11 protein-coding genes and 1 pseudogene are annotated in these 13,554 nt (G+C 58.9%); 6 read left to right on the top strand and 6 right to left on the bottom strand.

Annotated elements, in window-relative coordinates:
• The first annotated feature begins 12 nt into the window (after positions 1 to 12).
• The 3 genes from P3T43_RS29940 to P3T43_RS29930 are packed head-to-tail and all read left to right on the top strand — an operon-like array spanning position 13 to position 5,896.
• On the top strand, positions 13 to 3,459 hold the full coding sequence (locus tag P3T43_RS29940; protein ID WP_429284619.1) for a molybdopterin-dependent oxidoreductase: 3,447 nt from the start codon (positions 13 to 15) through the stop codon (positions 3,457 to 3,459).
• Positions 3,460 to 3,483: 24 nt separating this feature from the next.
• Complete coding sequence (locus tag P3T43_RS29935) at positions 3,484 to 4,413, top strand: ornithine cyclodeaminase family protein (protein ID WP_429284618.1); 930 nt, start codon at positions 3,484 to 3,486, stop codon at positions 4,411 to 4,413.
• Between the two features lie 40 nt (positions 4,414 to 4,453).
• Positions 4,454 to 5,896 (top strand): short-chain fatty acid transporter, encoded by a 1,443-nt coding sequence (locus P3T43_RS29930; protein WP_429284681.1) that lies wholly within the window; start codon positions 4,454 to 4,456, stop codon positions 5,894 to 5,896.
• A gap of 60 nt (positions 5,897 to 5,956) precedes the next feature.
• Here P3T43_RS29930 and P3T43_RS29925 read toward each other — a convergent pair.
• Positions 5,957 to 6,181: pseudogene (locus tag P3T43_RS29925) on the bottom strand (DDE-type integrase/transposase/recombinase); the annotation flags it as partial.
• A 1,109-nt stretch (positions 6,182 to 7,290) separates the two neighbouring features.
• Between P3T43_RS29925 and P3T43_RS29920 the strand changes: the two are divergent.
• Entirely contained in the window at positions 7,291 to 7,647 is a 357-nt protein-coding gene (locus P3T43_RS29920) for a hypothetical protein (RefSeq protein WP_429284617.1), read from the top strand.
• 50 nt (positions 7,648 to 7,697) lie between these two features.
• On the top strand, positions 7,698 to 8,582 hold the full coding sequence (locus tag P3T43_RS29915; protein ID WP_429284616.1) for a cytosine permease: 885 nt from the start codon (positions 7,698 to 7,700) through the stop codon (positions 8,580 to 8,582).
• 359 nt (positions 8,583 to 8,941) lie between these two features.
• On the opposite strand, the gene P3T43_RS29910 is transcribed toward P3T43_RS29915, so the two are convergent.
• The 5 genes from P3T43_RS29910 to P3T43_RS29890 all read right to left on the bottom strand — a co-directional run bounded on the left by P3T43_RS29910 (position 8,942) and on the right by P3T43_RS29890 (position 12,316).
• The gene (locus tag P3T43_RS29910; RefSeq protein ID WP_429284615.1) at positions 8,942 to 9,493 is read right to left on the bottom strand and encodes a hypothetical protein; all 552 of its coding nucleotides are present in this window, start codon (positions 9,491 to 9,493) and stop codon (positions 8,942 to 8,944) included.
• 23 nt (positions 9,494 to 9,516) lie between these two features.
• Positions 9,517 to 10,455 carry a DUF7379 domain-containing protein gene (locus tag P3T43_RS29905; RefSeq protein WP_429284614.1) on the bottom strand — a complete coding sequence of 313 codons (939 nt, stop codon included), beginning with the start codon at positions 10,453 to 10,455 and terminating at the stop codon, positions 9,517 to 9,519.
• Positions 10,419 to 10,763, bottom strand: coding sequence for a hypothetical protein (locus P3T43_RS29900; protein ID WP_429284613.1), 345 nt, complete (start codon positions 10,761 to 10,763; stop codon positions 10,419 to 10,421). The genes P3T43_RS29905 and P3T43_RS29900 overlap by 37 nt, the downstream gene beginning before the upstream one ends.
• A gap of 203 nt (positions 10,764 to 10,966) precedes the next feature.
• Entirely contained in the window at positions 10,967 to 11,818 is an 852-nt protein-coding gene (locus tag P3T43_RS29895; protein WP_429284612.1) for an oxidoreductase, read from the bottom strand.
• A gap of 243 nt (positions 11,819 to 12,061) precedes the next feature.
• Positions 12,062 to 12,316 (bottom strand): hypothetical protein, encoded by a 255-nt coding sequence (locus tag P3T43_RS29890; protein ID WP_429284611.1) that lies wholly within the window; start codon positions 12,314 to 12,316, stop codon positions 12,062 to 12,064.
• A 1,014-nt stretch (positions 12,317 to 13,330) separates the two neighbouring features.
• Between P3T43_RS29890 and P3T43_RS29885 the strand changes: the two genes are divergently transcribed.
• On the top strand, positions 13,331 to 13,554 hold a 224-nt coding region (locus tag P3T43_RS29885), incomplete at its 3' end, for a transposase (protein ID WP_429284610.1).

Genomic DNA, 13,554 nt, shown 5'->3' with positions numbered 1-13,554 from the left:
GGTAGTGATGTGATGGAGACGATCGAAAAGAAGGGCTATTGCACATTGTGTCGTTCACGCTGCGGCACGGTGAATACCGTGCGCGGCGATATGATGCTGAAGGTTCGTCCAGACGAGAGCCATCCGACCGGCGCTGCCATGTGCATGAAAGGCAAGGCTGCACCGGAACTCGTACACAGTCCTAACCGAATTCTCTACCCCATGCGGCGCACGGCGCCCAAAGGGGCAGCCAATCCCGCATGGGAGCGCATTACGTGGGACGAAGCGCTCACCCAGATCGCAACGACGCTTGCGCATGTCAAAAGAGAAAACGGGGCAGAGGCAGTGGCCTTTGGGGTGACCACGCCAAGTGGCACACCCATGAGCGATAGCATTGATTGGGTGGAGCGCTTTATCTGGTCATTCGGAAGTCCCAACATCTGTTACGCAACGGAGATCTGCAACTGGCATAAGGACGTTGCGCACGCTTTTACATTCGGGACCGGATTGCCGACGGCGGATTATCAGCACGCCGACGTGATCATGCTCTGGGGAAACAATCCGGCCAACACATGGCTGGCCCAGGCAGATGCGATAGCCAAAGGCAGGCGTCAGGGCGCGAAGCTCATTGTTATAGACCCTCGGCCGACGGCTCTTGCCCGCGAGGCCGATGTCTGGCTCCGTGTACGTCCCGGAACCGATGGCGCGCTCGCGATGGCCATCGCAAGACAAATGATCGCCACGGGAAATGTGGATGACAAGTTTGTTCGCACGTGGACGAATGGGCCTTACCTCGTTCGTCGTGACACGGGACACTTCCTGCGTGAACGAGATTTCGAAGTTGAATCACCGCATAACCGTTACGCGATATGGAATCAGACGCTCAATCGTCTGGAACTGGTGGGCGAGGAAAATAACACGTCGCCGCTTGATTACCAGCTTGAGGGAACGCACACGGTCAATGTGTACGGGGTAACGGGGCGGACATTCGCTGTCGAATGCGTCCCGGCGTTTGAACTTTACAAGCGCGCGCTCGACCCATTTACTCCTGCGTATGCAAGCACGATTACAGGCGTGAGCGAAAGCCAGATTGTCGAGGTCGCGAAGCTCCTTGCTCCACACCAGCGAATCGCGTATCACGCGTGGTCCGGTGTCGCAATGCATACGAATGCAACGCAGACCGAGCGGTCAATCGCGACGCTCTATGCGTTGACAGGTGCCTACGACACATGCGGCTCAAACCGGGAGTTTGCAAAGCAACCGGTCAATCCGCTGAGCAATTATTCGATGTTGAGCGCGCAGCAACGCGCCAAAGCGCTCGGCCTCCATGAACGGCCGCTGGGGCCTCCCGCTCAAGGATGGGTGACCGCGCGCGACGTCTATACCGCGGTCCTTGAGGGAAAGCCGTACAGAGTGCGGGCACTGGTCGCGTTCGGCACGAACATGATCATGTCGCAGGCCGACGGCAAGACCGCGCACGAGGCGCTTTGCACGCTGGACTTCCACGTCCACTGTGATCTCTTCGAAACGCCTTCATCGAGCTATGCCGACATTCTTCTGCCTATCAACACACCGTGGGAGCGCGAAGGCATAAGGACAGGATTTGAAATCAACGAGCGCGCGGTAGAACTGGTGCAGTTGCGGCAGCGCATGGTGGCACCACGCGGCGAGAGCAGGGCTGACTACGAAGTGGTGCTCGACCTGGCGGTGCGACTGGGGATGGGCGACCAGTTCTTCGGCGGAAGTGTTGAGGCCGGATGGAACTACATGCTGGAACCGATCGGGCTCGACGTCGACACGCTGAGAGCCCATCCGGAAGGAATCTATAAACCGCTTGAGCAGAACGAACGAAACTACGCGCGACGCGTTGAGGATGGTGTTCGCGGCTTCAAGACGGAAACGCTGAAAGCCGAGCTTTACTCGGAAAAGCTGCTTCGCCATGGCTATCCCGCGGTTCCGGAATACGTGCCGCCTGAGCATTCCAGTGACAACCAGACCGGTAAGCGCAAGCGCTTCCCTCATGTCCTCACCTCGATCAAGAACGGCTACTACTGCCATAGTCAACAGCGCAGCCTGGCGAGCCTGCGGCGTCGCGCGCCGTATCCTGTCGCGGAGATCAGCAATGAACTCGCTGCCGAGAACGGGATCGTCGACGATGACTGGATGCTGATTACCACCAGCAACGGCGAAGCAAGGTTTAAGGCGAGAATCGTTGCGGATCTGGCGTACGGTGTCGTCATTGCTGAATATGGCTGGTGGCAGGCGTGTGACGAAGTCGGAATGCGTGCATTTCCGAGCGTCGGAACGGAAAACAGCAATTTCAACAATCTGGCTTCGCCAGCGCAGCTTGATCCGCTTAGCGGCTCTTCGCCGCTTCGTTCCCTGCCATGCCGGATACAACTGGATCCTTCCGTGAATCCATCCCGTCGCCGGTGGAAGGGTTTCAGGGACTTTGTGGTCAAGGCGGTGCACGAAGAAGCCGCTGGTGTTCGCAGCGTGACGTTTGCGCCTGTCGACGGAGGATTGCTCCCGGACTATCTGCCAGGACAACATATAACAGTTCATATCCCGACGCTTGGCGAAGGTGGGACGACACGCGCCTACTCGCTGACCGGTGGTGCCGTGGAAGAGGATCGACGCGGCTACTCGATTTCCGTGCGGCATCAGAAAGGCCGGAGCGCAGAGGGAGAGGATTACGAAGGGGTGATGTCGTCACATATCCATCGGGCGCTGGACGTGGGGCAAAGCGTTTCGATCGGTGCACCGGGTGGCACGTTCGTCATTCCGCCGGTGTCGAAGCAGCCGGTCGTGATGTTCGCGGGTGGGATTGGTATAACGCCGTTCCTCTGCTACCTCGAGTCGATCAAAGATCTCGGTGGTCACGCGCCCGAGGCGTGGCTCTTTTACGCCAATCTGAACAGTAAAACGCATGCGTTCCGGCAGCGCTTGCAAGAACTCGCTGACGCATTGCCCAAGCTGAAAGTCGTCAACTGCTACAACCGCCCCGAGGATGAAGTGCTGGGGCAAGACTATCAACTATCAGGATACCTGAGCGCTGATGTCGTGGAAGACGATCTTATCCGGCGCAGAGCCCGGTTCTATTTCTGCGGTCCGGAGCCGATGATGGACGCGATTACCACAGGTCTGGTGGAGCGAGGTGTACCGCCATTTGACATCTTCAGGGAAGCGTTCAAATCACCCGTCAAGCCGGTTAATGATCCTTCGCAACGGTTCGTCGTTGAGTTCACGCGATCAAAACGCAGCGAGGCGTGGACGCCCGACAAGGGCAGCCTGCTGACGTTCGCAGAGAGTCTTGGCATAGCCATGCCAAGCGGCTGCCGGGTGGGTCAATGCGAAAGCTGCGCAGTCAAGGTTAGCGGCGGCAGGGTTACGCATTTGAGCGGACATGAGCCGGAAGAAGCCGGTGTTTGTCTGGCTTGCCAGGCAGTCCCCACTGAAAACATCTGTATCGATGCCTGAAGAATTTTTTGAAGAGGACCTGCAATGAATATTTTCGACACCGTCACGACACGTAATGCACTCGACTTCGAATCGTTGACTCTCCGTCTCAAGACAGCGTTTATCAAAGGCTGTCATGTTCCGCTTCGCCACTCCCACAAGATCGACGGTGACAGCGAGGGTACGGTGCTGATCATGCCTGCCTGGGAAGACAACGGTTATCTCGGCATCAAGACGGTGAACATATTCGCGGGGAACGCGACGCGCGGACTTCCCGGTTTGCACTCCACGTACGTGCTCTATGACGCGAAAACGGGCCGGCCACTGGCGCAGATGGACGGCAATGAAATTACGTCACGTAGAACCGCCGCCGCATCGGCGCTGGCGGCCAGCTATCTGGCACGACCGAACGCTTCCAGACTGGTGCTGCTAGGCGCGGGCCGGGTAGGCAGTCTGGTTCCCGAGGCTTACCGGACACAACTGCCGATCACCCAGGTTGACGTGTGGGATGCAAACCCGGCAGCAGTGAACGCGCTGGTAGATCGCCTGAACGGTCTCGGCTTCAATGCCACGGCGGTGCAAGACCTCGAGCAGAGCGTCCGGCAAGCCGATGTTGTGACCTGCGCGACGCTCGCAACCGAGCCGATTGTTCAAGGGCAATGGCTATCACCGGGTTCCCACCTCGATCTGATCGGCAGTTTCACTCCGTTGATGCGCGAGGCCGACGACGACTGCTTCCGTAACGCGGCGCTGTTTGTCGATACGGAAGAAGCGCCGCAGAAATCAGGCGACCTGCTCGGGCCTCTGTCGAGGAAGGTCATCTCAAGCGATGACATCAAGGGAACACTGTCGGCCCTCTGCCGAGGCAACGTGAACGGACGGCAAGGCAATCTTGAGCGAACGGTGTTCAAGGCCGTCGGTACAGCGCTAGAGGACCTGGCATCCGCCGGACAGGTGTTCGAGAGAAACGCCTGATCAATCCGACTCACACGGAGGAGACACTGCAATGAAAGGAATGACGACCACCAAAACGGCTTACCCGTCGCCCGTGAATGAGGCGGGAAAACTTGAACGAATGGCGACCAGCGTCACGCGATGGTCGGAACGCTGGTTTCCTGATGCGTATATTTTTGCTGCCGTTGCGGTCCTCTTGGTCGCGCTAGGCGCGATTGCGATCGGTGCACCGGTACAGCGCGTGGGCGTCGCCTTCGGCGACGGTTTCTGGAGCCTCATTCCGTTCACCATGCAGATGGCAGTCGTCGCCATCTCCGGGTATGTGGTGGCCGTGTCGCCACCGGCGTCGCGCGTGATTACGCTGCTCGGGCGCATCCCGTCAAACGGTAAAGCGGCCGTCGCATTTGTTGCGCTGATCAGCATCGCGGCGTCGCTTTTCAACTGGGCGATCAGCCTGATCTTTTGCGGCTTGCTGGTACGTGCGTTGGGACGCAGGAGCGATCTTCGCATGGACTATCGCGCTGCCGGTGCGGCCGCTTATCTGGGCATGGGCGCCACGTGGGCACTCGGGCTCAGTTCTTCTGCCGCACAGTTGCAAGCGAACCCTGACAGTCTTCCGAAGACACTGCTTGCCATCACCGGCGTGATTCCGTTTTCAGAAACCATCTTCCTCCCTCAATCCATGCTGATGGCGGGGATGTTGACGATCGTGTCGCTTGTCATCGCCTATACGTCGGCGCCAGGCGATGCACGGGCGAAGACCGCGGCCGATCTGGGCGTTTCGCTTGAAGAAGACGGGCTGCAGGTCAAAGCGCCAACGCGACCTGGTGACTGGCTAGAGCACAGTCCCGTCGTCACCGTGCTCATCGTGGCGCTCGGTGCAATCGGGGCCTCGCATGAGTTCACCACAAAGAACCCGCTGATTGCGCTGTCCAATCTGAACACTTACAACCTCGTATTCCTGTTGCTCGGAATGCTGTTGAACTGGCGTCCGCGGCGCTTCCTGAATGCGGTAGCCAAAGCGGTCCCGTCGATCGCTGGCGTCCTGATCCAGTTTCCTTTATACGGTGGCATCGCTTTCATCCTGACCAAGGCGAATGGTGCGACGGGGCTTCCGCTTTCGGACCATCTGTCCAGCTTCTTCGTGACGGTTTCATCGCATTCGTCATTCCCCGCCTTGATGGGAATCTATTCAGCAGTACTGGGCTTTTTCGTTCCTTCAGGCGGAGGAAAGTGGGTCATCGAAGCACCTTATGTGATCGAAGCGGCGAAGGCCCTGCATGTGCATCTGGGCTGGGCCGTAACGGTCTATAACGCGGCCGAGGCATTGCCCAATCTGATCAACCCGTTCTGGATGCTGCCGTTGCTCGGCGTGTTGGGGCTGCGGGCGCGTGATGTCGTTGGATTTACATTCATCCAGCTGATCGTTCACTTTCCGCTCGTCATTTTTATGCTTTGGATCCTGGCGGGCACTCTGAACTACCATCCGCCTGTTATGCCTTGAATATACGGTTCCGGTGCAAATAGGAAAGGAGGTTGAGAAGTTTCCTATAGAAAGGATAACTTATCGAGTGGACAGGACCGCATTCCATACGGCAGGCGCAGTGGCCTCCTTGAGGCCTGGCTCCGTGAGATCGAACTGGCCCTTGCGAATGCGATGCGTCAATTCGATACCTGAAATCGTAGTTGCGGCGCTCCTGAACCGCTTCAATCCAGGCATCGCGTTCGTTCTGGACTTGATGTGGCGATGGTCCTGTTCGATCAAGTTGTTCAGATATTTTGAGGACCGGACCTTCGTGTCTTCAGGCAGCATGCTGATTTCGACCGAATTCTGACCCACCGAGGGCTCAGGTGAGGGTGCGGACGAAAACTTGGACTACCTGGAGGTAGTTCATGTACTCGTACGAAGACCGCATGCGAGCTGTTCGGCTTTACGTGAAGTTGGGAAAGCGCATCAAGGCGACCATCAGGCAGTTGATTTCGCGGTCCAGGTGGCCGCTTCGCGAGGCCACTCACGGCCGAAGGTCAGTGACTTTTGGCTTCCAGACATTCTTCGTCTTAGCCGGATGATCTAATCGCATCGCTATTGGCTTACCTCGGGCAAATTGTCGTTCGCGATGGATCCTTCAATCCTCTTAGATCGCTCAAATTGATGAATAGCGTTTCTGAGGTCGTAGGCGTCTTCAGAATTTGGATGATGTCCGAGGCGCGGAGTACCTTCAGGTCAAGAGTAAGCTGCAATCTTTCACATGCGCGTTGGGGCTTCGCGTGGCCGAACCCGCTGCTGGCCGATTCGATTGCGGTCGTCGTCGACGAACAGACAGTTGTCGTTGCCGAATTGAAGATCGAAACATCAGGAGTCTTGAGAGGCCGACCCATGAGGATAGTGTCAGTTTCGCAAACCGGAACACTCCGGCGACCCCTTGAACTGTCCTCTCCGAAAAAGCTGCCCAAGGGCCGTGGCGCGATACGATCACCTCTAATCCCAAAATCGAGTCGCAGAGCTCCATTAAATTTGACATAAAATCCGGTCTCGCCCCGACATCTCCCCACCTTAGCTAAGCAGGCGAGGGCAACCACGCAGCCGCTTTCGTTGCCCGGGATTCTGGCCGGTAGCAGTCACGGCTGGTCGTCTCCTCGGACTGCTCCCGCTCTCATTTTTGCTGGCCCCTGAACCGCTGAGTGTGCATTGCCGTGGCGCGCCTTCAGGAATTAGTACCTCACAAAGATCGGCGCAATCTTCCAGCCAGGAAAATATCATCTGGACTATTACCCTGTGCTCAATGAATGCTAGGGCCCGTCCCTTGCCCTCCGCGATACGACACACAGTTGCTTGAACGTAGCCCCCGACTATAGTGGTATAAAGCAATCCCAATTATCAAAGGGTCAGCAGCAATCATGGGACTCCTGCGCGAAGCAATCGACGGCACCAGCACGCAGCCGGTACCGCTACCGAGGCGGCGCGGGCTCATTTTCCCGGCATTCGCGTGGTCGGGCTTCTCCTCTGCGTTCGCTTCCATTGTTGTCGGCAGTTACCTGCAGACGTCGCTCGGCACGCTCGACGCCTTGTTTGCCGCCATTCTCGGCAACTGGATCCTGTTCATCTATTCGGCAGCGATTGGCTTCGCAGCTGGCCGCTGGGGCTTGAGTTCGCAACTCGTGCTCGAGGCAGTTTTCGGTCGCTGGGGCGCCGTGGTCCCCGGCGCGTTGCTCGGCTCACTGGTAACGGGCTGGTCGCTTTCCATGTCGCACTGACTGCCTCGATTTTGGCCGGGATACTGCATCAGTCAGGCGATTCAACACTGGTGATCTGCGTGATCGGCGTTCTTTTCTCGCTGCCGGCCATTGTCCGCATCAGCCGCGGCTTCAACATGACAGCGATCGCAATCCCGGCGATGATACTTTTCGCCGTCATCGTTATCGCACATCACCTTGCACCCAGATGGGCTGTGCTACTGGACGGCCCGATCGGCGGGGCGTTGCCGTTTGGCTCGGGCGTATGCATCGCGTTCGGCACCTTCGTCGTCAGCGGCACGATGACCGGTGACATTGTGCGTTACTGTCGCACCGGAAACGAAGCGGTGCAGGCGACCGCATTCGGTTTCCTCCTGTCGAATCTCCCGTTCCTGATCCTGGGAGTGCTGCTCGCTGCGGCCGGTACCAGCGTGAACGACCTGTTCACCCCGGGCAACGCGCTGTCATGGCTGCTGCTGGTGCCCGTTATCGTCTCCAACTGGACCACCTGCGATGCGTGCCTGACCAACGCCGGAGCAACGTTCAAAAGTGCATTTCCTACACTGCCGTGGATGGCGATCACGGCTGCCGCGACATTGCTGGGTCTTTTACTGGCCTTCACTAACATCGTCGCAGACGTGTCCAGCTGGACGTTGCTGCTCACCGCCGTTGTGTCGCCGATTGGCGGTGTGATCATCGCGGACTATTACGTTCTGCGCGTGCGCGTGGGGTTCTCGCGTACGAGAATGGCGCCCGTCAATCTTGCCGCGCTGTTTGCAACGGCGGCGGGCCTCACGGCGGCGCTCGCCTGTCAACAGATGTTCCCTGAAGTGATAACCCCTCTGATCAGCGCACCTGCAGCCGGTTGCCTGTATCTCGTTCTGGCCGGGGTGGCTGCGCATCGTCTCGGCACAGATCTCGGCGCATCTACCGCTGGCGCGGAAGCACTTGACTGATGTCCATGTTCGGCACCCGGAGCCTTTTGGCAACAGCTTGCCCAGTTCTTTCTCGGCCCCGGCAACGATCCCGTCCAGCGTTGGTCTCTCCCCAGCTTGCCGATGCGCGGTAGCCGCCTGCGCGTCCGCAGCGGTTCCTCGGCCTCGCCGCTGAGCGCCGACGATCCGCACCCCGTGCCGTGGATCCGCGTGAAGCTGAGCTGCGCGATAGGTTCTGAACTTGATCCGCATCCACAGTGGGGAAGATTTGCGGCGTTATGGGAGTCGCTTTATCCGCTTGCGATGGTCGACATCGAACGCCGCCAGTTGCTGGCCCGGCTGCAGGCGAGCATCCCCTCGTTCGTGGGGCTTCTGGTCAATCATCTGCCACCCGCGTTGCGCGGACAGTCGTTGCGGGAAGCACTGTTGCCCGCAAGTTGCGCCAGCTTCGCGCGCGGCTTGTCGAGTTCCTCACGCAGTTTCGTGGCCTGCCGGAGCACGTCATCTTCCGGTAGCCCCCACGCCGCCGCCCGTTTTTGCAGGCTCAGCGCGTGCCATACACTCGCCGCGACCACGGCCTTGTGATCCTCGGCTGCGAGTGCCTTCCAGCCCTGCGCCTTGCTGAGGTCATATTGCGGGTCGGGTTGCGGGCTCAGCAAACCCGCCTGCAACTGCAGGAAACCCGGCATACGGGCCATGTTACGTGGGCCGCCGTTTGAGGGCGACTGATAGGCGAGACGCTCCAGTCCATTGATGATGCGGTAGCTCCGCCAGACGCGCTCGTCGCCCACCTTAAGGTTGCTGCCGAGAATCCCTGGCAGAACGATCAGTGCGGGCCTGGCCGCGTCGTTCGAGGGATGGGCGCCGCGGACACCGCCAGAGTCCTTGCCTGCCCAGGAGAGCGGCCCGATCGTGCAAAAGGCACTCGGCATGCAAGGCTCGATTAGCGCGTTCGTCACGGCGCGAGCGGTGTCCGGATTGCTGAAGTAGCGGAAGTGGGATAGCTCGCCGCTGCGATCGAAGAGGAACGATGCACCGCGTTCGCGCGGCATGCGCCGTACATCGAGCGGGTTGGCACGACCATGTCGTTGTCGGTCCAGAAGAACGCATCGGAGACCCGTGTTTTTAGCCACGTAGTGAGGGAATCTCCGTTCACGTCGCCGGATATCACGCGCAGGTCGCCGGGCAAGGGCGCGGCTGGGGAGTGCAACCATTGGACGAGCGGACTTTCGGGCGTTTGCGCGGCGAGACCTGGCGCGCATTGCGAATCCTTACCGGCGCTGGCGACGGCGATCAGCAATTCCACAAGAACCGGCGCTACAGGTATGTCCGCCAGCTCCAGTGCCCACTTCATCACAGACAGATACGCGTCCAGCCGGTTCGAGGCGAGCAGCGTTCCGCGCACTGGACAGGTGACGCGTACGATGCGATCGACGGAAATTCCCCTTGTGCTGATTTCTTTGGCGAGCTCGTGCAACTGGGCGAGCGCAGCGGGATCGCTCTCGAAGAATGACTCGTCGGCGGCACTGATTTTCCCGGAGGCACAGACCCTCGCGGCCACCCCGGCTACCAGTCCGCCACGCGAATGGGTGACGAGGTGCAGACGCGTTTTTGGCGGGAGCACCTGCACAAGCATGAGTGCGTTCTCGATCGGGCTGGCTCCGAGCGTTGGATGATCGAGAGCAAAGACCTCGTTGTGATAGTGCTCGAAAATCCTGTCTATATGTTCTGGATGCTCGCGCCACAACTTGCCGAAACTGCCATTCGTGTCCGAGAACGTGCCGTGGATGAAGACCCACGTCAGGGTGTCGTCGTGATGCGGGAGAAAGTCTTTTTCCGCAGCGACGTTTTCGTGGTTCAGCTTTTTCGGCGGATTTTTCGTAAGGCGGAACACGCCGTTGCCGACTGAAGCGTCGAACCTGTCAATGATGGCCTGACGGCGTCATGCGCGACCTCGGTCTCGGTCACGGACGGCGCGGTGATGATGCGAATGGCTGACAGAACAACCTTGCCCAGATCGCCTCGATGGACGCCCCGCACGGCTGCGGGGTTACGCAGTCCGCTCCACTCGAGGGTGGTAGGGACGACGACTTCATCATTTCCGTTCGCCGTTCGATCCTTGGGTGGGACCGGCGCCTTAAGCAAAGCGCGCGCGTTGTCGGGAGAGAGAATGAGGGAGGGGCCGTCCTTGACGTCGAGCATGACGTAATCACTGCCGGGGCAGGCGTGGATGCGGACATCTGGCTTTTATTCGACCATAGGAATCCCGCGCAAATTTGCACGATGACCAAAGGCAGATAAGTCGTGCGGAATCGCACGAACCATCCAGCGCGCGAGTCCGCACGCGTGCATTCCACCGAATGCACGCGTGCGCGCGGTCAGCGCATGGCAATTCCGCGCCGATATCAGTCAGGAAAATCCGCGCCGACAGTCGTCGCTTCCCAGCTATTCAAATCGTTCTGAAGCCTGTTCAGTTTCGTTCGGACTGCTTCCAGTCCGGGTTTGCCCAGGACGAGATTCGCCGGCGGTACTTTGGCTTCGACGGCGGCGATGATCGCCTGTGCGGCGCGTGCCGGATCGCCGGGTTGCCGTCCGCTATCCGCCGCTACTTGTGCGCGCCGTTTACCGGCGATGGATGCGTAGGCGTCGATCGACCGGCGTGTCTGCTTGAGCGAGCGGCCCGCCCAGTCCGTCCGGAACGGTCCTGGTTCGACCGTCGTCACCTTGATGCCCAACTCGGCAGTCTCACGTGCGAGGGCTTCTCCAAGGCCCTCCAGCGCGAACTTGGTGGCGGCGTAATAGCCACTGCCCGGATTGCCCACCAGACCCCCAACGGACGTGATGTTGACGATATGTCCTGCACGCTGGTCGCGCATCAAAGGTAAGACGGCTTTGATCGTGCTGACCGCGCCGAAGAAGTTGACCTCGAACATGGAACGTACTTCGTCATCCTCACCTTCTTCGACTGCTGACAGATAGCCGTAACCTGCGTTATTGACCAGCACGTCGATGCGGCCAAACGCAGCCTTTGCCTGCGCTACGGCCGCGCTCACGGCTGCCGGCGAGGTCACGTCGAGTTTGAGCGACAGTGCGCGTTCGGGATGTGCGCTTGCCAGATCCGCGACGGTATCAGGATCTCGCGCAGTGACGACGGCACGCCAGCCGCGCACGAGTACAGCCTGGGCAATCTCCCGGCCAAAGCCGGTCGAACAGCCAGTAATGAACCAGACGGGAGAAGCGGGGGAGTCGATCGCCATGGCAGTCCTCAATAAGGGCTGACGCGATGGGTGACGCCGGGAGTCGGCGCACGCATCGGTCAGCGGAGAATGAGCTTGGAGAATATCGCAACGCAGGAAAATCTGTGGCCGCGACGCAAATGCAGCTGGGCGTGTCTTCAGGGACGATCGCTTCGTGGCTTATGTGATCGGTCGAGTGTGATCTGCAACAGCCGGATATATCGGCTGCGTAAAGCGGCCGTTCAGCGACGCGGGTTGCGTTCCTTACTCGACGATTCCAACCAGGTTATCAATGTCCTTCTGAATGCGGATTCGTGCCTCCTGCACCGCGTCATCACGCGTGGTGGCGACAAGTGGCAACATGAGTCCCGAACCCTTGAATTCCGACTCGAATTGCACCCAAGCGGCATAGGCGCAGACGCCGGAAGCCTTCTGCACGACATTCAGCGTGACGTTATAGGTACGACGCTTACCGTGCTTGCGTGTGTATTGGAAACGGCTCATTGCAGGCTTGTACATCAGCGTTCCTCCGCGTGGGTGGTTTCAGTTTCGACAGTCGTAGCAGGGTGCCAATCTCGCGAGAGGCGATCGTCGGCAACCTGGTTGTATTTCCTGGGCGCAACTGCGCGTTGTCAGCTCGCTACCGGATCATCGAGGCCTGATGAGGCGCCGAACGGGCAGCGGGGAAGGGGTAAGCCATTCACGAAAGCAGTCGCGCAACGGACCGCAAACTCATATGCGCAACTCGGGCTGGCAAACTGACCGAGGTTACCTAGTGAGGTGGACTCCCCGTCTTCCTTCAAAATGCAGGCACGCGCGATGTACGTGTTGCCGGATCGGATGCTTGAGGGCTGAATGGCTGCACCGCGGTGATATAGAACCATGGGATGTTCTCGCGAGCGGGATGAAAGAAAGCTTATTGTAATGTGATTGTTTCGATTGTGGGAGACCGTTACCTTTCCACATCCGGCGCTTAAAAGTGATAAGTGTTACGGCCCTCTAAAAATTGGAAGCATTTATCAGTCGGACCCCAAGTAACTTGCTCTGAAATCGACAGTGCATTACCGTAACAATCGCGACATTCGCAGCCAGCGCCGCGGACGCTTTTGATAGCGAGCGATGTAGCGAGGGGCGGAGCAAGTCCTATACGCTGGGCTGTAGAAGGCGGCCGGCCAGACTCGGAACGCATGCATAACGGCACCGGCCAGTGCGGTATTAGAGGTCAGTTTTGCACCGGCAGAGAGGCCGTGCAGGGCTGCTAACAATCATTAATCGAGCTTTTGTGAAAAAGGCCATGGACTTATGCAAAGCAATTACAACCTTGGCTTAGTCGCCATCTCTTTCATTGTCGCGACGCTTGCTTCTTTCACGGCAATTGATCTTGCAGACAGAATTTCGCTTTTGGCTTACGCTCGCGCCCGACATATATGGCTGGCGGCGGGCGCATTGGCAATGGGCGTCGGCATCTGGTTAAAGTGGACCCCGAGTTTGAGACGGTAGTTTAAGCTGTCGTCCGCGAAAGGATGGCAGAGAATGAGCGAAGGAAAAAAACGCAGGGTGCACACGCCGGAATTCAAGGCGAAGGTCGGCTTGGAGGCGGTACGCGGGGTGAAGACGGTCAGCGAAATTGCACAGACATATGGAGTGCATCCGGTGCTGGTCGGGCAGTGGAAGAAGGAGATTCTGGAGAAGGCAGGCGCCCTGTTTGAGGTCAAACGTGGCCCCAGGCCGGTGGACGAGAACAGCAGCGAGGACCG

Source organism: Paraburkholderia sp. GAS41, assembly GCF_050436545.1.
In the GTDB taxonomy this organism is placed as follows: domain Bacteria; phylum Pseudomonadota; class Gammaproteobacteria; order Burkholderiales; family Burkholderiaceae; genus Paraburkholderia.
Note: the sequence above shows the minus strand (reverse complement) of the source record. Positions and strands in the feature narration are given on the sequence as shown.

Bases quoted from the DNA above. Each gene is read 5' to 3' on its own strand.
- P3T43_RS29930 (WP_429284681.1), top strand. From the start codon at position 4,454: ATGACGACCACCAAAACGGCTTACCCGTCGCCCGTGAATGAGGCGGGA.
- P3T43_RS29940 (WP_429284619.1), top strand. From the start codon at position 13: ATGGAGACGATCGAAAAGAAGGGCTATTGCACATTGTGTCGTTCACGC.
- P3T43_RS29895 (WP_429284612.1), bottom strand. From the start codon at position 11,818: ATGGCGATCGACTCCCCCGCTTCTCCCGTCTGGTTCATTACTGGCTGT.
- P3T43_RS29935 (WP_429284618.1), top strand. From the start codon at position 3,484: ATGAATATTTTCGACACCGTCACGACACGTAATGCACTCGACTTCGAA.
- P3T43_RS29890 (WP_429284611.1), bottom strand. From the start codon at position 12,316: ATGTACAAGCCTGCAATGAGCCGTTTCCAATACACACGCAAGCACGGT.
- P3T43_RS29910 (WP_429284615.1), bottom strand. From the start codon at position 9,493: ATGCCGAGTGCCTTTTGCACGATCGGGCCGCTCTCCTGGGCAGGCAAG.
- P3T43_RS29900 (WP_429284613.1), bottom strand. From the start codon at position 10,763: ATGCTCGACGTCAAGGACGGCCCCTCCCTCATTCTCTCTCCCGACAAC.
- P3T43_RS29920 (WP_429284617.1), top strand. From the start codon at position 7,291: ATGGGACTCCTGCGCGAAGCAATCGACGGCACCAGCACGCAGCCGGTA.